Here is a 20,276-nt window from a genome sequence, read left to right as displayed (position 1 = left end):
TGTGACGGCCTCGGCGGAGACGGTGAATCTGGCCAGGATCAGAGCTGACTTTCCGATTCTGAACCGGGTCATGCGCGGCGGAAAACAGTTGGCGTATCTGGATTCCGGGGCGACGTCGCAGAAACCGATGCAGGTGCTCGATGCCGAACGCGAGTTCCTCACCACGTCCAACGGCGCGGTGCACCGCGGTGCGCACCAGTTGATGGAAGAGGCCACCGACGCCTATGAGCAGGGCCGCGCCGACATTGCGTCGTTCGTCGGTGCCGAGCCGGACGAGTTGGTGTTCACCAAGAATGCCACCGAGTCGCTCAACCTCGTCGCATACGTACTGGGGGACAAGCGGTTCGAGCATGCCGTCGGCCCCGGCGACGTCATCGTCACCACGGAGCTGGAGCACCACGCCAACCTGATCCCGTGGCAGGAGCTGGCCCAGCGCACCGGTGCGACGCTGCGCTGGTATTCCGTCACCGAGGACGGTCGGATCGACCTGGATTCCCTCCAGCTCGATGAGCGCGTGAAAGTCGTTGCGTTCAGCCATCACTCGAACGTCACGGGCGCCATCGCCCCGGTCGCCGAGCTGGTGGCGCAGGCCAAGGCGGTGGGGGCGCTGACCGTGCTCGACGCCTGCCAGTCGGTGCCGCACCAGCCGGTCGATTTCCATGCGCTCGACGTCGATTTCGCGGCGTTCTCCGGGCACAAGATGCTCGGTCCCACCGGTATCGGGGTGCTCTACGGCCGTCAGCAGCTGCTGAACGCCATGCCCCCGTTCATCACCGGCGGCTCGATGATCGAGACCGTCACGATGGAGCAGACCACCTACGCGCCGGCCCCACAGCGGTTCGAGGCAGGCACCCCGATGACCTCTCAGGTGGTCGGGTTGGCCGCTGCCGCACGGTATCTGAGCGACATCGGGATGGACGCGGTCGAGGCGCACGAAGCTGAACTGGTCGCCGCCGCGCTGGAAGGCCTCGGTGCGGTGCCGGGCGTGCGCATCATCGGGCCGCAGTCGATGGTCGGCCGCGGCTCACCGGTCAGCTTCGTCCTCGACGGGGTCCACGCCCATGACGTCGGCCAGGTGCTCGACGACGAAGGCGTCGCGGTGCGCGTCGGGCACCACTGCGCCTGGCCGCTGCACCGTCGATTCGGTATCGCCGCCACTGCCCGCGCCTCGTTCGCCGTGTACAACACCCTTGACGAGGTCGATCGGCTGGTGGCCGGAGTGAAGCGGGCTGTGGAGTTCTTCGCGTGAGAATCGACCAGATGTACCAGGAAGTGATCCTGGACCACTACAAGCATCCGCATCACCGCGGGCTGCGGGAGCCGTTCGCCGCCGAAGTGCATCACGTCAACCCCACCTGCGGCGACGAGGTCACTCTGCGGGTGGCGTTGTCGGAGGACAAGGAGACCGTCACCGACATCTCCTATGACGGCCAGGGATGCTCCATCAGCCAGGCCGCCACCTCTGTGCTCACCGATCAGGTGATCGGCCAGAGTGTCGGCGACGCGCTCAAGACGGTGGCGGCGTTCACCGAGATGATTTCCTCACGCGGCAACGTGGAGGGGGACGAAGATGTACTCGGTGACGGCATCGCGTTCGCCGGTGTCGCCAAATATCCGGCACGGGTGAAATGTGCCCTGTTGGGTTGGATGGCTTTCAAGGCCGCGCTGGCGGAGGCCAGGCCATTGACAGATGAGCTGGCGGAGGCCGGCCACGACGTGGAGGACAAGCGATGAGCGAGGCTACTTCCGAAGAATTTCTCGCCGACGTCGAGGAGGCCATGCGCGACGTGGTGGACCCGGAATTGGGCATCAACGTCGTCGACCTCGGGCTGGTCTACGGCCTCAACGTCGAGCAAGGCGAGGAGGGGTCGGTCGCCCTGATCGACATGACACTCACTTCCGCGGCGTGCCCGTTGACCGACGTCATCGAAGATCAGTCACGCACGGCGTTGGTGGGTGCCGGTCTGGTCGACGAGATCAAGATCAACTGGGTCTGGAATCCGCCGTGGGGCCCAGACAAGATCACCGACGACGGTCGCGAGCAGCTGCGCGCGCTGGGATTCACCGTCTAGTCGCGAACGGCTCTCGATCGACCGACGGACTGTCGGTGTCCGGTGCTACCAATGTCGCCAGCAAGCGACAACGGAGGTGCACATGGCGGACAGTACTGAGGTCAAGGTCATCGACGACCAGTTGGTGTTGGGGCCGGTTTCGGTCGGTTTCGAGCGGACCCTTCGTATCCCCGAGGTCGGATTGCACCCGTTGCCGCCGAGTGTGGGCTCGTTCCCGCTGCGCCGGGTGCAGGACTATCCCGATCGGGTACCGCCCGAGTGGTTGGCGCACGGCGGCGTGATGCTGCCGATCTACCAACGCGAGGCGATGTGGCTGTCGTTCCACTCTGCCGAGCCCGCTGCGCTGCAGGTCGGCATCGGCAAGGTGTGTGCGATCAGTGGCGGCGGTTGGCAGGACCGGCTGGTCCAGGATTCCCAGAACTACGTCGCGCTGCCGGAGCAACCGTGGCTCGACGGCATCAATGCCGGTGAGGGATTCATCCGCCAGTTCGTGGCGGTGCCGCTCGGGGCCGGGGCCACCGTCGAAGGTCAGCTGACCGGTCAGGAAATCCACGGCGGGGTGCAGCTGCGCGCCGTCGGGCTCACCGCCCAGGCGCTGCGGGCCTGGCAGGCCCGGCCGCGGTTCGACGACCTGATCCTGGAGGACAGCCTGTGCGACATTCTTCCGGTGCCATGTGGGGCACCGGACATGGGCTTGGGTGCCGGTGGTCGGATGCGCCAGGAGGTGTACGCCGACGACCGTCCGCTGTCGGATTACGACGAGGACCGCTCGTGGCGGGTGTTCGTGCATCTGTGCAGTGCGGTGCAGTGGACTGCCATCACCGGCGAGGTGCCACCGTCGACTCCGGTGGACCGCGACGCGTATGTCGCTGCCGGGCTGCCGTGGTTCGACTACTACGACGCCGATGCCGACGACTTGCCGGCCCCGGACCCGCTGGCGAACGTCAAGAGTGTGGGGGAGTGCTTCGGACACGACGAAAAGTCGTTCGTACCAGTCGATTCCGCCAGCGTCGTCACGCTCAACGGTGCGCCCGGGGACACCGTCACCGACGGGCAGTGGTAGCAGCCTGTGGATAACTGCGGCTCGACACCGAAATTTGTCGGCTCCCAGCGTTAGCTTCCGACTCAACCGGGAACGGTCGACGTTCCCCAGCCGGAAGGAAATTGAGATGCCGTCGGATGTGGAGAAATTGCTTGCAGCCTGCGATCGCGATCTGGGTGACCCGCAGCGCTGGTTCGCCCCGCGGGGCTACCCCGACTCGCTGGCGCTGTGCGTGATCGACGCGATCTATTCGCCCGGGGCGCGGTATGTCACGGTCGAGAAGATCATCGCGCGCTACCGCGGTTATCGCGGTGCCCAAGGCGCCGATCCGGAGACCGACGGTGCCGAGGAGCTCCTGCACAACATCGCCGAGGTGGGTGGGCCGGAGCAGTGGGCTTCCCAGATCGGAAACCGCAGGCCGACGTCCACCGCTGCCGGTGCCCCACTGAAGGCTGTGGCCCTGGCGAAGGTCGCGGAAATCCTTGTGTCCCTGGATGTCCGGAGTACCGAGGAGCTGCGGGCGGTCACTTCCGACGAGGGCCGCAGCGGCGAGGTCAAGGCGGCCTGGTGTGCCGTACCGGGGCAACGGTCGGGCATCACCTGGGACTACGCCCGGATGCTGGCGCGGGTACCTGGCGTGAAGGCCGACCGGATCGTGCTCGGCTACGTCTGCCGGGAAGTCGGTGCAATCGATGCGGGCCGGGCCGCAGAACTCCTCCGCGCAGTGGCCGAGGCGCGTGGCTGGAACGTGATCGATCTCGACCATGCGATCTGGCGGTTCGAGTCGAAACGTCCCTACCAGCGCGACGTGCCGGCCTGACGATCGGGGCGGATAGCGCAGGCTTTCGGCGGGTATCCCGCCCGTCGAAAGCCTGCTGCCCGCTCATGTTGGCCATATGGTGGGAACAGGCCGTTACGCCCCGACGTTAGGACAATCGTGACTACGCAGGACATCACCACAGAACAGTTCGACAGCATCGTCAAGGACAACGAGATCGTGCTGGTCGATTTCTGGGCGTCGTGGTGCGGACCGTGCCGGGCGTTTGCGCCGACGTTCAAGGCGGCCTCGGAAAAGCACCCCGACGTCGTCTTCGCCAAGGTTGACACCGAGGCCGAGCAGGGGTTGGCCGCCGCGGCCGATATCCGGTCGATTCCCACCTTGATGGCGTTCAAGAAGGGTGTCCTGGTCTTCAACCAGGCCGGGGCGCTGCCGCCGGCAGCGTTGGAGGACGTGATTCAACAGCTCAAGAAGTTCGACGTCGAGGCGGCGTTAAAGGAACAGGCGGCTCAGGGCGACGCTGAACAGGTCTGATGACCGGCACGCGATAGCGTGCTGGGCGTGACTGCGCAAAACGAGTTCATACTGGTTGACCGGCCACGACCGGACGTGGCCCTGGTGACGCTCAACCGTCCCGAGCGGATGAACTCCATGGCGTTCGACGTCATGGTGCCGCTCAAGAGTGTCCTGGAAGAGCTGCGCTACGACAACAGCGTGCGCGTGGTGGTGCTGACCGGAGCGGGCCGCGGGTTCTCATCCGGGGCCGACCACAAATCGGCCGGGGCGGTGCCGCATGTGGCCGGGCTGACGAGGCCGACGTACGCGTTGCGGTCAATGGAGATCCTCGACGATGTGATTCTCGCCCTACGCCGGTTGCATCAGCCGGTGATCGCCGCGGTCAACGGGGCGGCAATCGGGGGCGGCCTGTGCTTGGCGCTGGCCTGCGACATCCGCGTCGCCGCCACGGGCGCCTACTTCCGCGCGGCCGGGATCAACAACGGGCTTACCGCCAGTGAGCTGGGCTTGTCCTATCTGTTGCCGCGGGCCATCGGCTCCTCGCGGGCGTTCGACATCATGCTGACCGGCCGCGACGTGGACGCCCAGGAGGCGTCACGCATTGGCCTGGTGTCCGACGTCGTGGCCGAGGAGGTGCTGCTGGATACCTGCTACGCGATGGCCGAGCGGATGGCGGCGTTCTCCCGGCCGGGAATCGAGTTGACCAAGCGCACACTTTGGAGTGGACTGGACGCCGCTAGCCTGGAGGGGCACATGCAGGCCGAGGGCCTGGGACAACTCTTCGTGCGCCTGCTCACCGCAAACTTCGAGGAAGCGGTTGCTGCGCGCGCGGAGAAGCGTCCCCCGGCCTTTACCGACGAGAAATAGGAGGACCGCAGCGTGATTACCGCAACGGACCTGGAGGTCCGCGCCGGCGCGCGCACGCTGCTGTCCTTCGAGGGCTCGGCGCTGCGGGTGCAGCCCGGTGACCGGATCGGGCTGGTCGGACGCAACGGCGCCGGCAAGACCACCACGATGAGAATTCTGGCCGGTGAAGGCGAGCCCTACGCCGGATCTGTCACCACGACCGGCGAGATCGGTTATCTGCCACAGGATCCCAAAGAGGGTGACCTCGACGTGCTGGCCCGCGACCGGGTGCTCTCCGCGCGCGGTCTCGACACGCTGCTGGCCGACCTGGAGAAGCAGCAGGTTTTGATGGCCGAGGTGGCCGACGACGCGGCTCGCGACAAGGCGGTCCGCAAGTACGGTCAGCTCGAGGAGCGGTTCTCGGCGCTGGGTGGTTACGCCGCCGAGAGCGAGGCCGGCCGGATCTGCGCCAGCCTGGGCCTGCCCGACCGGGTGCTGACCCAGCCGCTGCGCACTCTCTCGGGCGGTCAGCGCCGACGCGTCGAGTTGGCCCGCATCTTGTTTGCGGCGAGCGACACCGGTTCTGGATCGGCCACCACGCTGCTCCTCGACGAGCCCACCAACCACCTCGATGCCGACTCGATTGGCTGGCTGCGGGACTTCCTGCACAACCACACCGGCGGCCTCGTCGTCATCAGCCACGACGTCGACCTGCTCGACGAGGTCGTCAACCGGGTGTGGTTCCTCGACGCGGTGCGCGGTGAGGCCGACGTCTACAACATGGGGTGGAAAAAGTACCTCGACGCCCGCGCCACCGATGAGCAGCGTCGTCGCCGCGAACGTGCCAATGCCGAGAAGAAGGCCGGTGCACTGCGGGCCCAGGCCGCCAAGATGGGCGCAAAGGCCACCAAAGCTGTTGCCGCCCAGAACATGTTGCGGCGCGCCGAGCGGATGATCGCCGAGCTCGATGCCGAGCGGGTGGCCGACAAGGTGGCCCGGATCAAGTTCCCCACCCCGGCTCCGTGCGGCAAAACCCCACTGGTGGCCAAGGGCCTCACCAAGACCTATGGATCGCTGGAGATCTTCACCGGTGTCGATCTGGCGATCGACCGCGGCTCTCGCGTGGTGGTGCTCGGTCTCAACGGTGCCGGCAAGACGACCTTGCTGCGACTGCTCGCCGGTGCCGAGACCGCCGATGCCGGAGTGCTCGAGCCTGGGCACGGCTGCAAGATCGGGTACTTCGCCCAGGAGCACGACACCCTCGACAACGAGGCGACGGTCTGGGAGAACATCCGCCATGCCGCCCCGGACACCGGCGAGCAGGACCTGCGCGGGCTGTTGGGTGCGTTCATGTTCACCGGCTCTCAGCTGGAGCAGCCTGCGGGCACCCTGTCCGGCGGTGAGAAGACGCGCCTGGCACTGGCCGGTCTGGTCGCCTCGACGGCCAATGTGTTGTTGCTGGACGAGCCGACCAACAACCTCGATCCCGCCTCCCGCGAGCAGGTTCTCGATGCGCTGCGCAGCTACCACGGGGCGGTGGTGTTGGTGACCCACGATCCGGGTGCGGCCGAGGCACTCGACCCCCAGCGGGTCGTGCTGCTGCCGGACGGTACCGAGGACTTCTGGTCGACTGAATATCGCGACCTCATCGAGCTCGCCTGATCGCGAAACCTCAAGTACCACCGCATCTTCGGGGACGTCAATTAAGACGTTGGACAAATCTTCGCCCGGGTGTGTGGGCGGTTTCTACTGTGGGTAACCGTCGGGACATCACGAGCGTGGAGATGTCGATGAGGGATATGAACAAGAATCGCGACGAACTGCTGACCGAACTGCGCAAGGCGTATGAGGGGGGCGCCAGCATCCGCTCGCTGGTGGCTTCGACCGGGCGTTCCTACGGTTCGATTCACAGCTTGCTGCGTGAGTCGGGGACGACGATGCGCAGCCGCGGCGGACCCAACCACCGCACCCGATCCAGGGCGTGAGGATCAGCACCGCTGTGCGGTAGGGGATTCAGGCTTCCGCGGCTAGTCCGTGCGCGTCCGGCTGGCGCACGCTGGCCTCGACCAGGTCCAGGACAGCGGTGAGGTTCTTCGGATCCTCGCCCGAGGCGATCCGGGCCACCAGGCCGTCGAGCACCAGGTCCAGATAGATGTGCAGGACTGCGCTCGGTACGTCATCACGCAGGCGTCCGGCCTGCTTCTGCCGACGGAGACGCTCGGTGATGGCGGCGTCCAGTTCGGCCGATCGCTCCGCCCAGCCCTGGTGAAAAGCCGGATCGTTACGGAGTTTTCGGGCGATCTCGAGCCGGGTGGCCAGCCAGTCGAACTGCTCGGGTGCGGCCAGCATGTTGCGCATCACCTGGATCAGGCCTTCGCGTGCGGCCACGTCGGCCATGCGCTCGGCGTCTTCGCGGGCCAGTTCGAAGAACAAGGTGTCCTTGTCCTTGAAATGGTGGAAGATCGCGCCGCGCGACAGCCCGATGGTTTCTTCGAGCCGCCGCACGGTCGCACTCTCATATCCGTACTGACCGAAGCAGCGCCGGGCGCCGTCGAGGATCTGACGGCGCCGGGCCGCGAGATGGTCGTCCGTCACCCGGGGCATTCAGACCACTCCTCGCGCAAGCGCCGGTCGCGGCGCTGTCCCTTACCTGCTTCGGTCAGTCCGGTCAGGATTACTTCGACTTCAGCATGTTGCGCAGCACATACTGCAGGATGCCGCCGTTGCGGTAGTAATCGGCCTCGCCGGGGGTGTCGATGCGGACCACGGCGTCGAATTCCACCTTCTCGCCGTTCTCGCGCGTCGCGGTCACCTTCACCGTCTTCGGGGTCTTGCCGTTGTTGAGCTCCTCGATGCCGGTGATGTCGTAGGTCTCGGTGCCGTCGAGCTTGAGGCTCGCGGCCGACTCGCCTGCGGGGAACTGCAACGGGATGACACCCATACCGATCAGGTTCGACCGGTGGATGCGCTCGAACGATTCGGTGATGACGGCCTTCACACCCAGCAGCACCGTGCCCTTGGCCGCCCAGTCGCGCGAGCTGCCCGAGCCGTATTCCTTGCCGCCCAGCACGACCAGCGGGATGCCGGCCTCCTTGTAGTTGACCGAGGCGTCGTAGATGAACGACTGCGGCCCACCGGGCTGGGTGAAGTCACGGGTGTAGCCGCCGGAGACGTCGTCGAGCAACTGGTTCTTGAGGCGGATGTTGGCGAAGGTGCCGCGGATCATCACCTCGTGGTTGCCGCGCCGCGACCCCAGCGAGTTGTAGTCCTTGCGCTCCACGCCGTTGGCATCGAGGTACTGCGCCGCGGGAGTGCCGGGCTTGATCGAACCGGCCGGGCTGATGTGATCGGTGGTCACCGAATCACCGAGCAGGGCAAGGACTCTGGCGCCCTTGATGTCGGAGACCGGCTCCGGCTCGGCGGGCATGCCGTCGAAATACGGGGCCTTGCGCACGTAGGTGGAGGCGTCGTCCCACTCGAAGGTGTTGCCCTCCGGGGTGGACAGCGAACGCCAGCGCTCGTCGCCCTTGAACACGTCGGCGTAGGACTCGGAGAACATCTCGCGGTTGATCGAGGAGGCGATGGTCTCCTCGATCTCGGCGGCCGACGGCCAGATGTCCTTCAAGAAGACGTCGTTGCCGTCCTGGTCCTGTCCGAGCGGGTCGGTCTCGAAATCGAAGTCCATGGTTCCCGCGATGCCGTAGGCGATGACCAACGGCGGGGACGCCAGGTAGTTCATCTTCACGTCGGGGGAGATGCGGCCTTCGAAGTTGCGGTTGCCCGAGAGCACCGCGGTGACCGACAGGTCGTTGTCGTTGATGGCCTTGGAGATCTCGTCCGGCAGCGGACCGGTGTTGCCGATGCAGGTGGTGCAGCCGTAGCCGCCCAGGTAGTAGCCCAGCTTCTCCAGGTACGGCCAGAGCCCGGCCTTGTTGTAGTAGTCGGTGACCACCTGCGAGCCCGGGGCCATGTTGGTCTTGACCCACGGCTTGGAGGTCAGGCCCTTCTCGACCGCCTTCTTCGCCAGCAGCGCGGCGCCGATCATGACCGAGGGGTTGGAGGTGTTGGTGCACGAGGTGATTCCGGCGACGACGACGGCACCGTGGTCGAGCACGAACTCACCGCGCTCCTCGGACTTGACCGTTATCGGCTTCGACGGCCGGCCCTCGGCGCCGTTGGCCGCCGACGGACGCACATCTACCGCACCGTCGTCGGCGAAGGACAGCGACACGGGGTCGCTGGCCGGGAAGGACTCGTCGACAGCCTCGTCGAGCTTGGTCTCCGGGGCCGGCAGGTTCTCCTCGACGTAGTTGTGGATGTCCTTGCGGAAGGCGTTCTTTGCGTCGGACAACTCGATGCGGTCCTGCGGACGCTTCGGGCCCGAGATCGAGGGCACCACGGTGGACAGGTCGAGCTCCAGGTACTCGGAGAAGACCGGCTCCTTGTCCGGGTTGTGCCACATGCCCTGCGCCTTGGCGTACGCCTCGACCAGGGCCAACTGCTCCTCGGTGCGGCCGGTCAGCCGCAGGTAGTTGATGGTCTCCTCGTCGATCGGGAAAATGGCTGCGGTGGAGCCGAATTCAGGGCTCATGTTGCCCAGCGTGGCGCGGTTGGCCAAGGGCACCTCGGCCACACCCTTGCCGTAGAACTCCACGAACTTTCCGACCACGCCGTGCCTGCGCAGCATGTCGGTGACGGTGAGCACCACGTCGGTGGCGGTCACGCCCGGCTTGATCTCACCGCTCAGCTTGAAGCCGACGACGCGGGGGATCAGCATCGAGACGGGCTGGCCCAACATGGCCGCCTCGGCCTCGATACCGCCGACGCCCCAGCCGAGTACGCCGAGGCCGTTCTCCATGGTGGTGTGGCTGTCGGTGCCCACACAGGTGTCCGGGTAGGCCTTCCCATCGCGGACCATGACGACGCGTGCCAGGTACTCGATGTTGACCTGGTGCACGATGCCGGTGCCCGGGGGGACGACCTTGAAGTCGTCGAAGGCGCCCTGGCCCCAGCGCAGGAACTGGTAGCGCTCGGAGTTGCGCTCGTATTCGAGTTCGACGTTGCGCTCGAAGGCGCCGGCGTTGCCGAAGACGTCGAGGATGACGGAGTGGTCGATGACCATCTCGGCGGGGGAGAGTGGGTTGACCTTGTCCGGGTCGCCGCCGAGGGCGGCCACGGCCTCGCGCATGGTGGCCAGATCGACGATGCACGGCACACCGGTGAAGTCCTGCATCAGCACGCGGGCCGGGGTGAACTGGATCTCGATGCTCGGCTCGGCCGAGGGATCCCAGTTCGCGATGGCCTCGATGTGCTCTTTGGTGATGTTGGCACCGTCCTCGGTGCGCAACAGGTTCTCGGCCAGCACCTTGAGGCTGTAAGGAAGTTTCTCGGTGCCGGGTACCGCGTCGAGGCGGTAGATCTCATAGCTCTGATCCCCGACGGTCAGTGTGTCGCGGGCACCAAATGAGTTAAGGGACGAATTTTCCGTATTCTCGCTGCTCACATCAACTCCCGGCTAGATCTCACCGCGACGGGCTGTGTCGGCGGCGTTATGACCTTAACAGTACGCTTGTCCTGCAATGCCCAGCGGGCCGGGGTCCAGTCTTCTCCAGTCGTGTGCGCGGTGCTACCCCCCGGCCCGAACCCTGGCCCACGCCGATTTCTACGTCACGGTCGCCAACCCGGCCGACGAACGACCTTGGCGTAGAAAGCCGGGGGGCCTGACCGAGCGTCACGCCGGCGTGACGATCGGCGGTCGAAGCGGTGACGATGGCCGTGCCGCTTTCTCCTGCAGGGCGGTTGCGGCGTACCGTGCCCCTGTGACCGGACCCCATGTCATCCCGTTCCTGCCGGCCTACATCCCGGTCGAGGTGTGCGAGACGGTTGGGATGGACCCGGCTCAACCGGACGGCGTGGCCAAGTGCATGGATGCTGTGCAGGCCGACGTCCGTGATGACGGTGTCAGTGCGCCCGACGCCGACGTCGCGGGTCTGCGTCAGGTCGTCAGTGATGCCCGCCAGAACGGCGTCGACCTCAAGATCGTCGTGTTGCCGAACAACCCCGGCATCGATACCCCGCTGCGTGACATCGCCAGCGAGGTCGGGCACGCGAACCCGGGTGCCACCGTCCTGGTGTTGAGCCCGTCTTTTGCCGGTACCTACAGTCCGACAATCGATCGGGTGACTTTGGAAGCCGGTCAGGATGTGGCGAAAACTGGTAATGCCGTGTTGTCGGCGAAGAATTTCGTGGGGGAGATCTCGACTCCCGATTTTCCCTGGACAGCGCTCGCGATCACGCTCGTCTTGGGTGTTGCCGCAGCGGCTGCTCTCACCCGGGTTTTGCAGGTGCGTAGCAAACGATTCGCCCGGTCAGAGGCGTCGGACGCATCGTCCGCTGAATCCTCGTAGTCGCTCGAACATTCGTTCGGAATAACGCTCAATATCACTAATTGGTCACACTCTGCGCAATTACATAAATGTAGTTTGTGACTAAAGTTTCTTTGGCGTCAGATGTGACGTACGGTGCAAACGGTACCCATTGTTGTAGTTGTGCTTCGTGTGACTTCTGCGCAAAGGCTCCGAGCAATCAGCCGGTACGCCGCCCGTTGAGCCATAGGAGACTTGAGTCGAATGAGACGCACCGTTGGCGTCCCGCGTACGCGAGGAGCAAAACAGTCTCTGCGCACGCGAGGAGCGGATCAGTCTCTGCGCACGCGAGGAGCGGATCAGTCTCTGCGCACGCGAGGAGCGAAACAGTCTCTGCGCACGCGAGGAGCGGATGGCTCTGTTGTCGCGAAAGTATTCGGTCGGATCTGGGCTGTGCCGCTGACCGCTGCGTTGCTGGTGGCGACGGCGATGTCGGGCGGTGCCCCGGCGTCCGCTGAACCGGGCGGGTCCGATCAGCTGGCAACGCTCGTGGCGGCGGTGGCCAACGCAGACCAGAAGCTGCAGGAGTTGGGTGCCGCCATTCAGACCCAGCAGGAAGCCGTCAACAAGGCGATCGTCGAAGTCCAGGACGCCCGCGACGCCGCCGCGACCGCGCAACAGGAGGTCGAGGCCAGCCAACAGGCGATCACCGACGCCAACGTGGCCATCGACCAGGCGCAGAAACGATTCGACACCTTCGCTGCCGCGACGTACGTCAACGGACCGTCGAGTTCGTATCTGACCGCCTCGGATCCCTCCGACATCGTCAACACGGCCGCCACCGGCCAGACCCTGATTGCCAGCGCCGACAAGGTGATCGCCGATCTGCAACGGGCCCGCACCGAACAGGTGAACCGGGAGTCGGCGGCACGGTTGGCCAAGCAGAACGCCGATCAGGCCACGGTCAACGCGCAGACCAGCCAGGACAACGCCGTCGACGCGCTACGCCAGGCTCAGGAGACGTTCAACTCTCAGCAGGGTGAGCTGAAGCGGTTGACCGCCGAGCGTGCCTCCGCGCAAGCGCAACTCGCCCAGGTGCAGAAGGCCTCGGCCTCGACCGGGCCGGCCACGTCGGCGCCACCGCCGCAGGCGGCAGCGGGCAATTGGGATCGTCAACCTGGCGCGCCCGTCCAATCGGGTCAAAACTGGGACACCGCATGGGATCCCACGCTGCCGGCGATTCCCAGTGCCTTCGTCAGCGGCGACCCGATCGCGATCATCAACACCGTTCTCGGGATTTCGGCGACCTCGGCCCAGGTGACCCAGAACATGGGTCGCCAGTTCCTGCAGAAGCTGGGGATTCTGCCGACGCCGACCGGCTACACCAACGGGGCGATCCCGCGGGTGTACGGCCGACAGGCCGCCGAGTACGTCATCCAGCGGGCCGGCTCCCAGATGGGTGTGCCGTATTCCTGGGGTGGCGGCAACGCGGCGGGCCCGAGCCGCGGCATCGACTCGGGCGCCAACACCGTCGGCTTCGACTGCTCGGGTCTGATCCTTTACGCGTTCGCCGGTGTCGGTATCAAACTGCCGCATTATTCGGGCTCGCAGTACAACGCCGGCCGCAAGATTCCGTCCTCGCAGATGCGCCGCGGCGACGTGATCTTCTACGGCCCCGGCGGCAGCCAGCACGTGACGCTCTACCTGGGTAACGGCCAAATGCTCGAGGCGCCCTACACGGGTTCGCACGTCAAGATCTCGCCGGTCCGGACCAGCGGGATGACGCCGTACGTCGTCCGCTACATCGAATATTGATGGGAATACCTTGCGCTTCTTCGCCTTACGTTGCCTGACCCTGATCGCCGCAATCGCATTTGCGGCGATCGGTCTCGTGGCGCCGGCCAATGCCGCACCAGATGACGGATGGGATCCGACGCTGCCGAAGCTGATCAGCGCGGGCGCACCGGGGGATCCGCTGGCCATCGCGAACGCGTCGCTGGCCGCGACGGCGCAGGCCACCCAGGTGACCATGGGTTTGGGGCACAAGTTCCTGGCCAGCCTCGGGCTGGTCAAGGATGAACCGGCCAGCGTGGCGGTCGGCAGTGTCCGGGGCCCGCAGGCCATCGAGTACGCGATCCGTCGGGGCGGTTCGCAGATGGGAGTGCCGTACTCCTGGGGCGGCGGTAAGCCCAGCGGACCGACCAAGGGTATCGAGTCCGGTGCCAACACCGTCGGCTTCGACTGCTCGGGGCTGACTCAGTTCGCGTACGCCGGGGTGGGGGTGTTGATCCCCAAGTACTCCGGCGACCAGTACAACACCGGCCGCAAGGTGCCGGTGGCCCAGGCCAAACGCGGTGACCTGTTGTTCTGGGGTCCCGGCGGCAGCCAACATGTGGCGATGTACCTCGGTGGCGGGAAGATGCTCGAGGCGTCGGGCAGCGCGGGCAAGGTGACCGTAAGTCCCGTACGTACCGCGGGCATTCAGCCCTATGCCGCACGCATCGTCGAATCCTGAGCGGAAGCTGAACTCTTCCGGGCAGCGTCGACGGATCTCGAAGTGCCTGGAATAGTTGACGGCGGGCACCCGTGTGCCCACTGAGCAACGAGCATGACCAGCGTTATGTAGTCGAACACCGTGGGAGGAAGTTGATGACGTCACCGAGTGGACCGCCGCAGGGCGCCGGAGGCTATCCCGGTTCGAGCCCGGCGCCGGGCTTCCCGCCCGGGTCAACGGGCTCCCACGCTGCGCCGGCCGCGCCGCAGGGCGCGACCAACGGAAGTCTGCAGGCCGAGGTGCACACCTTGGAACGCGCCATCTTCGAGGTGAAGCGGATCATCGTCGGCCAGGACCAGCTCGTCGAGCGCATGCTCGTCGGTCTGCTCGCCAAAGGTCACGTCCTGCTTGAGGGTGTCCCCGGCGTGGCCAAGACGCTGGCCGTCGAGACGTTCGCCAAGGTGGTCGGCGGCACGTTCGCCCGCATCCAGTTCACGCCCGACCTGGTGCCTACCGACATCATCGGTACCCGCATCTACCGCCAGGGCAAGGAAGATTTCGACATCGAGCTGGGCCCGGTCGTGGTCAACTTCCTGCTCGCCGACGAGATCAACCGCGCGCCCGCCAAGGTGCAGTCGGCGCTGCTGGAGGTGATGGCCGAGCGAAAGATCTCGATCGGCGGCAAGACCTTCCCGCTGCCCAGCCCGTTCTTGGTGATGGCGACGCAGAACCCGATCGAGCAGGAGGGCGTCTACGCGCTGCCGGAAGCCCAGCGCGACCGCTTCCTGTTCAAACTCAACGTCGACTACCCGTCGCCGGAAGAAGAGCGCGAGATCATCTACCGGATGGGCGTCAAGCCGCCGGAGCCCAAGCAGATCCTGGACACCGGCGATCTGTTGCGGCTCCAGGAGCTCGCCGCCAACACCTTTGTGCACCACGCGCTGGTCGACTACGTGGTGCGGATCGTCACCGCGACCCGTGAGCCGGAGAAGTTCGGCATGCCCGACGCCAAGGCCTGGATCGCCTACGGCGCCTCGCCGCGTGCCTCGCTGGGCATCATCTCGGCAGCGCGGGCGCTGGCCCTGGTGCGCGGGCGGGACTACGTCATCCCGCAGGACGTCGTCGAGGTCATCCCCGACGTTCTGCGGCACCGTCTGGTGCTCACCTACGACGCACTGGCCGACGAAGTCTCGGCCGAGACCGTGGTCAACCGGATCCTGCAGACGGTTGCCCTTCCGCAGGTGAATGCCCTTCCGCAGCAAGGACATTCGGTTCCGCCCGCCGTTCCCGCCGCGGCCGGCGCGGGTGGTCGGTGACCACTTCGCGGCGCACCGTGGACCTGCCGTCGTTGCAGCGCGGTGAGATCCGTGACCCCGCGCTGAGCGCTGCGCTGCGCAAACTTGAGCTGACCGTGCGGCGCAAGCTCGACGGTGTGCTGCACGGCGATCACCTCGGTCTGATTCCGGGCCCCGGCTCGGAGCCTGGGGACTCACGGATCTACCAGCCCGGCGACGACGTCCGGCGCATGGACTGGTCGGTGACGGCGCGGACGATGACGCCGCACGTGCGGCAGATGATCGCCGACCGTGAGCTGGAGACCTGGCTGGTGGTCGACATGTCGGCGAGCCTGGATTTCGGCACCACCGGCTGTGAGAAGCGCGACCTGGCCGTGGCCGCCGCGGCCGCCATCGCCTTCCTCAACAGCGGCGGCGGCAACCGGCTGGGCGCGGTGATCTCCAACGGTGAGACCACGCGCCGCGTACCGGCGCTGAGTGGCCGAGTGCACGAGCAGGAACTGTTGCGGGCGATTGCGACCACCCCACGGGCGCCGGTCGGCGTCCGCGGTGACCTGGCGGCCGCGATCGACGCCCTGCGGCGGCCGGAGCGGCGCCGCGGCATGGCGGTGATCATCAGCGACTTCCTCGGGCCGATCAACTGGATGCGGCCGTTGCGGGCGATCTCCGGTCGGCATGAGGTGCTCGGCATCGAGGTCCTGGATCCGCGCGACGTGGAGTTGCCCGCCGTCGGCGATGTGGTGCTGCAGGACACCGAGACCGGGGCCACCCGCGAGTTCACCATCGACGAACAGTTGCGCAGCGATTTCGAGCGGGCCGCTGCGGCGCACCGCGCCGAGGTTGCCCGCACGTTGCGGCGTTGCGACGCACCGCTGTTGAGCCTGCGCACCGACCGTGACTGGATCGCCGACGTGGTGCGGTTTGTCGCGAATCGGCGGCGGGGTGCCCTGGCCGGCCAGCGGTAGACGAATGCCTGATCAGCAACCAAACCGAAATGACTTCTAGCACATGACTTTACCGATACTCGGTCCGATGAGCCTGTCGGGCTTCGCGCATGCGTGGTGGTTCCTGTTCCTGTTCGTGGTGGCGGGCCTGATCGCTTACTACGTCGTGGTGCAGCGCGCGCGTAAGCAGCGGATCCTGCGGTTCGCCAACATGGAGTTGCTGGAGAGCGTCGCACCCAAACAGCCCACGCGTTGGCGACATCTTCCGGCGATCCTGCTGGCGATCTCGCTCGTCTTCCTGACGGTCGCGATGGCCGGTCCCACGCATGACGTGCGGATCCCACGCAATCGGGCGGTCGTGATGCTGGTGATCGACGTATCGCAGTCGATGCGGGCCACTGACGTGTCGCCGAGCCGGCTGGTGGCCGCGCAGGAGGCGGCCAAGCAGTTCGCCGATCAGCTCACACCGGGTATCAACCTCGGTCTGATCGCCTATGCGGGGACGGCGACGGTGCTGGTGCAGCCGACCACCAACCGCGAGGCGACCAAGAACGGCCTGGACAAACTGCAGTTGGCCGATCGCACCGCCACCGGTGAGGGCATCTTCACCGCGCTGCAGGCGATCGCCACGGTGGGTGCGGTGATCGGCGGCGGTGACGAGAAGCCTCCCGCGCGCATCGTGCTGATGTCCGACGGCAAGGAGACTGTGCCGTCCAACCCGGACAACCCCAAGGGCGCCTACACCGCGGCGCGCACGGCCAAGGACCAGGGTGTCCCGATCTCCACGGTGTCCTTCGGAACCCCGTACGGCTACGTCGAGATCAACGATCAGCGGCAGCCGGTTCCGGTCGACGACGAGATGCTCGACAAGATCGCCAAACTGTCCGGTGGTGACGCCTTCACTGCGTCCAGCTTGGAGCAGCTCAAGCAGGTTTTCACCTCGCTGCAGCAGCAGATCGGCTACGAGACCATCAAGGGCGATGCCAGCCTCGGCTGGCTGCGGCTGGGCGCGTTGGTGCTGGCCGTCGCCGGGGTGGCGGCCTTGGTGATCAACCGCAGACTGCCTGGTTAGCCGTCGATCCCGGGCCCGCGGACCGCGGTCACCACGAGCGATGCGATTTTCAGACCCTGCCGGTGAGGAGATAAGTTGACGGGCATGAGTGACACTGTCGCCACTGAAAGTGCCCCCGCAGAAGCCGGCGGTCGACCGGCGTTCGTCTCCCGTTCCGTACTGGTCACCGGTGGTAACCGGGGTATCGGTCTGGCGATCGCGCAGCGGTTGGCCGCCGACGGTCACAAGGTGGCCGTCACCCACCGTGGCTCCGGCGCCCCCGACGGACTGTTCGGCGTGGTGTGCGACGTCACCGACAACGAGGCCGTCGACCGTGCGTTCAAAGAGGTCGAGGAGCACCAGGGGCCGGTGGAGGTGCTGGTGTCCAACGCCGGTATCTCCCAGGACGCGTTTTTGATGCGGATGACCGAGGAGCGCTTCGAGAACGTCATCAACGCCAATCTGACCGGGGCGTTCCGGGTGGCGCAGCGGGCCTCGCGCAGCATGCAGCGCAAGCGTTTCGGCAGGATCATCTTCATCGGATCGGTCTCGGGCATGTGGGGCATCGGCAACCAGGCCAACTACGCCGCCGCCAAGGCCGGCCTGATCGGCATGGCCCGCTCGATCTCCCGGGAACTGTCCAAGGCCGGGGTCACCGCGAACGTCGTCGCGCCCGGTTACATCGACACCGAGATGACCCGTGCCCTCGATGAGCGGATCCAGGCCGGCGCTCTGGATTTCATCCCGGCCAAGCGCGTCGGCACCGCCGAGGAGGTGGCCGGGGCGGTGAGCTTCCTGGCCTCTGAGGACGCCGGCTATATCGCCGGCGCCGTGATCCCGGTCGACGGCGGCATGGGCATGGGTCACTGATCCAGAAGCCTTGGTGTACCGAACCTTTCCCCAAATTTCTGTGAAGAAGGAGTCCCACTGATGGCAGGTTTGCTCGAAGGCAAGCGCATTCTCGTAACCGGGATCATCACCGATTCGTCGATCGCATTCCACATCGCCAAGGTGGCCCAGGAGGCCGGTGCCGAACTGGTGCTCACCGGGTTCGACCGGATGAAGCTGATCCAGCGCATCGCGGACCGGTTGCCGAACAAGGCGCCGCTGCTGGAGCTGGACGTGCAAGACGAGAAGCACCTGGCCACGCTCGCCGACCGGGTGACCGAGGTGATCGGCGAGGGCAACAAACTCGACGGTGTGGTGCACTCCATCGGGTTCATGCCGCAGAGCGGCATGGGCGTCAACCCGTTCTTCGACGCTCCGTATGAGGATGTCGCCAAGGGCATCCACATCTCGGCCTACTCCTACGCCTCACTGGCCAAGGCGCTGCTGCCGATCATGAACGAAGGCGGCGGCATCGTCGGCATGGACTTCGACCCCACGCGGGCGATGCCGGCCTACAACTGGATGACGGTGGCCAAGAGCGCGCTGGAGTCGGTCAACCGCTTCGTGGCCCGCGAGGCCGGGAAGTTCGGTGTGCGCTCCAATCTCGTTGCCGCCGGGCCGATCCGGACCCTGGCGATGAGCGCGATCGTCGGCGGTGCGCTGGGTGACGAGGCCGGCCAGCAGATGCAGCTGCTGGAGGAGGGCTGGGATCAGCGCGCGCCGATCGGCTGGAACATGAAGGACCCGACGCCGGTCGCCAAGACCGTGTGCGCGCTGCTGTCCGACTGGCTGCCCGCCACCACCGGCACCATCATCTACGCCGACGGCGGCGCCAGCACGCAGTTGCTGTGATCTTTTGGTCGAAACCGCATTCCGGCCGGTGCGCACCCGCACAAGTACTGCTGGAATGCGGTTTCGCCGTATGAGGGAGGCGAGATGATGGCCGGCGATGAAACAGGCTTCGATGCCGTCCTGCTCCTGTCCTTCGGGGGCCCGGAGGCGCCGGAGCAGGTGATGCCGTTCCTGGAGAACGTGACCAGGGGGCGCGGCATCCCGGCCGAGCGGTTGGCCGATGTGGCGGAGCACTACCTGCATTTCGGTGGGGTATCGCCGATCAATGGCATCAACCGGGCACTGATCGAGCAGTTGCGGGGTGAATTGCCCGACCTCCCCGTCTATTTCGGTAACCGCAACTGGGAACCCTACGTCGAAGACACTGTTGCGGCGATGCGCGACAACGGTATTCGGCGCGCAGCTGTGTTCACCACATCGGCCTGGGGTGGCTATTCCAGCTGCACACAATATGTCGAGGACATCGCTCGGGCACGGGCCGCGGTGGGCGCTGACGCCCCGGAACTGGTCAAGCTACGACAGTATTTCGACCATCCGTTGTTCGTGGAAATGTTCGCCGACGCCATCGGCGCCGCGGCCGCCTCACTGCCCGAGGAGCTACGCAACGAGGCCCGGCTGGTATTCACCGCGCACTCGGTGCCGATCGCCGCCGACGAGCGGCACGGCCCACGGCTCTACAGCCGGCAGGTCGGTTACGCGACCCGACTGGTGGCCGCGGCAGCAGGCTACGCGGACTACGACCAGGTGTGGCAGTCGCGGTCGGGTCCGCCCCGGATCCCGTGGCTGGAGCCCGATGTCGCCGATCACCTCACCGCGCTGGGACAAAAGGGAACCCGGGCGGTAATCGTTTGTCCGATCGGTTTTGTGGCCGACCACATCGAGGTCGTCTGGGATCTCGACTACGAGCTGCGGCTGCAGGCGGAGCAGGCCGGCATCGCTTTCGCTCGGGCCGGCACTCCCAACGCCGACGCGCGTTTCGCCCGGCTGGTCGCCGGGTTGATCGATGAACTACGCAGCGGCGCAACGCCGCTGCGTGTCGCAGGCCCCGATCCGGTGGCCGGTTACGGATTCAGCGTCAACGGCGCTCCGTGCGCACCGGAGTGCTGCGGCACCGTGTCCTGACTCGACTGCTC

20 protein-coding genes are annotated in these 20,276 nt (G+C 66.2%); 18 read left to right on the top strand and 2 right to left on the bottom strand.

Translation table 11 applies throughout. The features are described 5' to 3' along the window. Nucleotide 1 precedes the first annotated feature (1 nt). From A5733_RS14480 to A5733_RS14440, 9 genes are all read left to right on the top strand, one after another. Entirely contained in the window at nt 2–1,249 is a 1,248-nt protein-coding gene (locus A5733_RS14480) for a cysteine desulfurase (protein WP_076240618.1), read from the top strand. A gap of 11 nt (nt 1,250–1,260) precedes the next feature. Beyond that, nucleotides 1,261–1,734: a Fe-S cluster assembly sulfur transfer protein SufU gene (sufU, locus tag A5733_RS14475; RefSeq protein WP_197508146.1), complete on the top strand. Its 474-nt coding sequence runs from the start codon at nt 1,261–1,263 to the stop codon at nt 1,732–1,734. Then, complete coding sequence (locus A5733_RS14470) at nt 1,731–2,072, top strand: metal-sulfur cluster assembly factor (RefSeq protein WP_067763621.1); 342 nt, start codon at nt 1,731–1,733, stop codon at nt 2,070–2,072. The genes sufU and A5733_RS14470 overlap by 4 nt, the downstream gene beginning before the upstream one ends. Before the next feature lie 82 nt (nt 2,073–2,154). Then, nucleotides 2,155–3,135 carry a hypothetical protein gene (locus tag A5733_RS14465; protein ID WP_076240617.1) on the top strand — a complete coding sequence of 327 codons (981 nt, stop codon included), beginning with the start codon at nt 2,155–2,157 and terminating at the stop codon, nt 3,133–3,135. Nucleotides 3,136–3,241: 106 nt separating this feature from the next. Next, nucleotides 3,242–3,934, top strand: coding sequence for a heme peroxidase (locus tag A5733_RS14460; RefSeq protein ID WP_076240616.1), 693 nt, complete (start codon nt 3,242–3,244; stop codon nt 3,932–3,934). A 117-nt stretch (nt 3,935–4,051) separates the two neighbouring features. Beyond that, nucleotides 4,052–4,426, top strand: coding sequence for a thioredoxin (gene trxA, locus A5733_RS14455; protein ID WP_067763611.1), 375 nt, complete (start codon nt 4,052–4,054; stop codon nt 4,424–4,426). Between the two features lie 18 nt (nt 4,427–4,444). Next, nucleotides 4,445–5,275 (top strand): enoyl-CoA hydratase, encoded by an 831-nt coding sequence (locus A5733_RS14450; RefSeq protein ID WP_076240615.1) that lies wholly within the window; start codon nt 4,445–4,447, stop codon nt 5,273–5,275. Between the two features lie 12 nt (nt 5,276–5,287). Further along, entirely contained in the window at nt 5,288–6,916 is a 1,629-nt protein-coding gene (locus tag A5733_RS14445) for an ABC-F family ATP-binding cassette domain-containing protein (RefSeq protein WP_076240614.1), read from the top strand. Between the two features lie 107 nt (nt 6,917–7,023). Beyond that, the gene (locus A5733_RS14440; RefSeq protein WP_255376490.1) at nt 7,024–7,239 is read left to right on the top strand and encodes a helix-turn-helix domain-containing protein; all 216 of its coding nucleotides are present in this window, start codon (nt 7,024–7,026) and stop codon (nt 7,237–7,239) included. 28 nt (nt 7,240–7,267) lie between these two features. On the opposite strand, the gene A5733_RS14435 is transcribed toward A5733_RS14440, so the two are convergent. Continuing rightward, nucleotides 7,268–7,858: a TetR/AcrR family transcriptional regulator gene (locus A5733_RS14435; protein WP_067763602.1), complete on the bottom strand. Its 591-nt coding sequence runs from the start codon at nt 7,856–7,858 to the stop codon at nt 7,268–7,270. Between the two features lie 70 nt (nt 7,859–7,928). Further along, nucleotides 7,929–10,757 (bottom strand): aconitate hydratase, encoded by a 2,829-nt coding sequence (locus A5733_RS14430; RefSeq protein WP_076240613.1) that lies wholly within the window; start codon nt 10,755–10,757, stop codon nt 7,929–7,931. 316 nt (nt 10,758–11,073) lie between these two features. On the opposite strand from A5733_RS14430, the gene A5733_RS14425 reads away from it, so the two are divergent. From A5733_RS14425 to A5733_RS14385, 9 genes are all read left to right on the top strand, one after another. Continuing rightward, nucleotides 11,074–11,661, top strand: a complete 588-nt coding sequence (locus A5733_RS14425) for a DUF6676 family protein (protein ID WP_076240612.1) — start codon at nt 11,074–11,076, stop codon at nt 11,659–11,661. Between the two features lie 351 nt (nt 11,662–12,012). Then, on the top strand, nt 12,013–13,434 hold the full coding sequence (ripA, locus tag A5733_RS14420; protein ID WP_076240636.1) for an NlpC/P60 family peptidoglycan endopeptidase RipA: 1,422 nt from the start codon (nt 12,013–12,015) through the stop codon (nt 13,432–13,434). A 10-nt stretch (nt 13,435–13,444) separates the two neighbouring features. Beyond that, on the top strand, nt 13,445–14,134 hold the full coding sequence (gene ripB / locus A5733_RS14415; RefSeq protein ID WP_067776440.1) for an NlpC/P60 family peptidoglycan endopeptidase RipB: 690 nt from the start codon (nt 13,445–13,447) through the stop codon (nt 14,132–14,134). A 134-nt stretch (nt 14,135–14,268) separates the two neighbouring features. Continuing rightward, a complete protein-coding gene (locus A5733_RS14410) occupies nt 14,269–15,429 on the top strand; it encodes a MoxR family ATPase (protein WP_067776443.1) in 1,161 nt (386 codons plus the stop codon). Next, nucleotides 15,426–16,373 (top strand): DUF58 domain-containing protein, encoded by a 948-nt coding sequence (locus A5733_RS14405; RefSeq protein ID WP_067776446.1) that lies wholly within the window; start codon nt 15,426–15,428, stop codon nt 16,371–16,373. The genes A5733_RS14410 and A5733_RS14405 overlap by 4 nt, the downstream gene beginning before the upstream one ends. 43 nt (nt 16,374–16,416) lie before the next feature. Continuing rightward, on the top strand, nt 16,417–17,424 hold the full coding sequence (locus A5733_RS14400) for a VWA domain-containing protein (protein ID WP_067776449.1): 1,008 nt from the start codon (nt 16,417–16,419) through the stop codon (nt 17,422–17,424). Between the two features lie 84 nt (nt 17,425–17,508). Continuing rightward, nucleotides 17,509–18,273 (top strand): 3-oxoacyl-ACP reductase FabG1, encoded by a 765-nt coding sequence (gene fabG1, locus A5733_RS14395; RefSeq protein WP_067776451.1) that lies wholly within the window; start codon nt 17,509–17,511, stop codon nt 18,271–18,273. A 60-nt stretch (nt 18,274–18,333) separates the two neighbouring features. Beyond that, nucleotides 18,334–19,143 (top strand): NADH-dependent enoyl-ACP reductase InhA, encoded by an 810-nt coding sequence (inhA, locus tag A5733_RS14390; RefSeq protein ID WP_076240611.1) that lies wholly within the window; start codon nt 18,334–18,336, stop codon nt 19,141–19,143. Nucleotides 19,144–19,230: 87 nt separating this feature from the next. Further along, a complete protein-coding gene (locus A5733_RS14385) occupies nt 19,231–20,265 on the top strand; it encodes a ferrochelatase (RefSeq protein WP_076240635.1) in 1,035 nt (344 codons plus the stop codon). The last annotated feature ends 11 nt before the right edge of the window (nt 20,266–20,276 follow it).

It is taken from the genome of Mycobacterium sp. NS-7484 (assembly GCF_001953975.1).
In the GTDB taxonomy this organism is placed as follows: Bacteria; Actinomycetota; Actinomycetes; order Mycobacteriales; family Mycobacteriaceae; genus Mycobacterium.
Note: the sequence above shows the minus strand (reverse complement) of the source record. Positions and strands in the feature narration are given on the sequence as shown.

Excerpts from the sequence above, each read along its gene's own strand:
- sufU (WP_197508146.1), top strand. The coding sequence starts at position 1,261 with ATGTACCAGGAAGTGATCCTGGACCACTACAAGCATCCGCATCACCGC.
- A5733_RS14470 (WP_067763621.1), top strand. The coding sequence starts at position 1,731 with ATGAGCGAGGCTACTTCCGAAGAATTTCTCGCCGACGTCGAGGAGGCC.
- A5733_RS14465 (WP_076240617.1), top strand. The coding sequence starts at position 2,155 with ATGGCGGACAGTACTGAGGTCAAGGTCATCGACGACCAGTTGGTGTTG.
- A5733_RS14460 (WP_076240616.1), top strand. The coding sequence starts at position 3,242 with ATGCCGTCGGATGTGGAGAAATTGCTTGCAGCCTGCGATCGCGATCTG.
- A5733_RS14435 (WP_067763602.1), bottom strand. The coding sequence starts at position 7,858 with ATGCCCCGGGTGACGGACGACCATCTCGCGGCCCGGCGCCGTCAGATC.
- A5733_RS14410 (WP_067776443.1), top strand. The coding sequence starts at position 14,269 with ATGACGTCACCGAGTGGACCGCCGCAGGGCGCCGGAGGCTATCCCGGT.
- A5733_RS14400 (WP_067776449.1), top strand. The coding sequence starts at position 16,417 with ATGACTTTACCGATACTCGGTCCGATGAGCCTGTCGGGCTTCGCGCAT.
- fabG1 (WP_067776451.1), top strand. The coding sequence starts at position 17,509 with ATGAGTGACACTGTCGCCACTGAAAGTGCCCCCGCAGAAGCCGGCGGT.
- inhA (WP_076240611.1), top strand. The coding sequence starts at position 18,334 with ATGGCAGGTTTGCTCGAAGGCAAGCGCATTCTCGTAACCGGGATCATC.
- A5733_RS14385 (WP_076240635.1), top strand. The coding sequence starts at position 19,231 with ATGGCCGGCGATGAAACAGGCTTCGATGCCGTCCTGCTCCTGTCCTTC.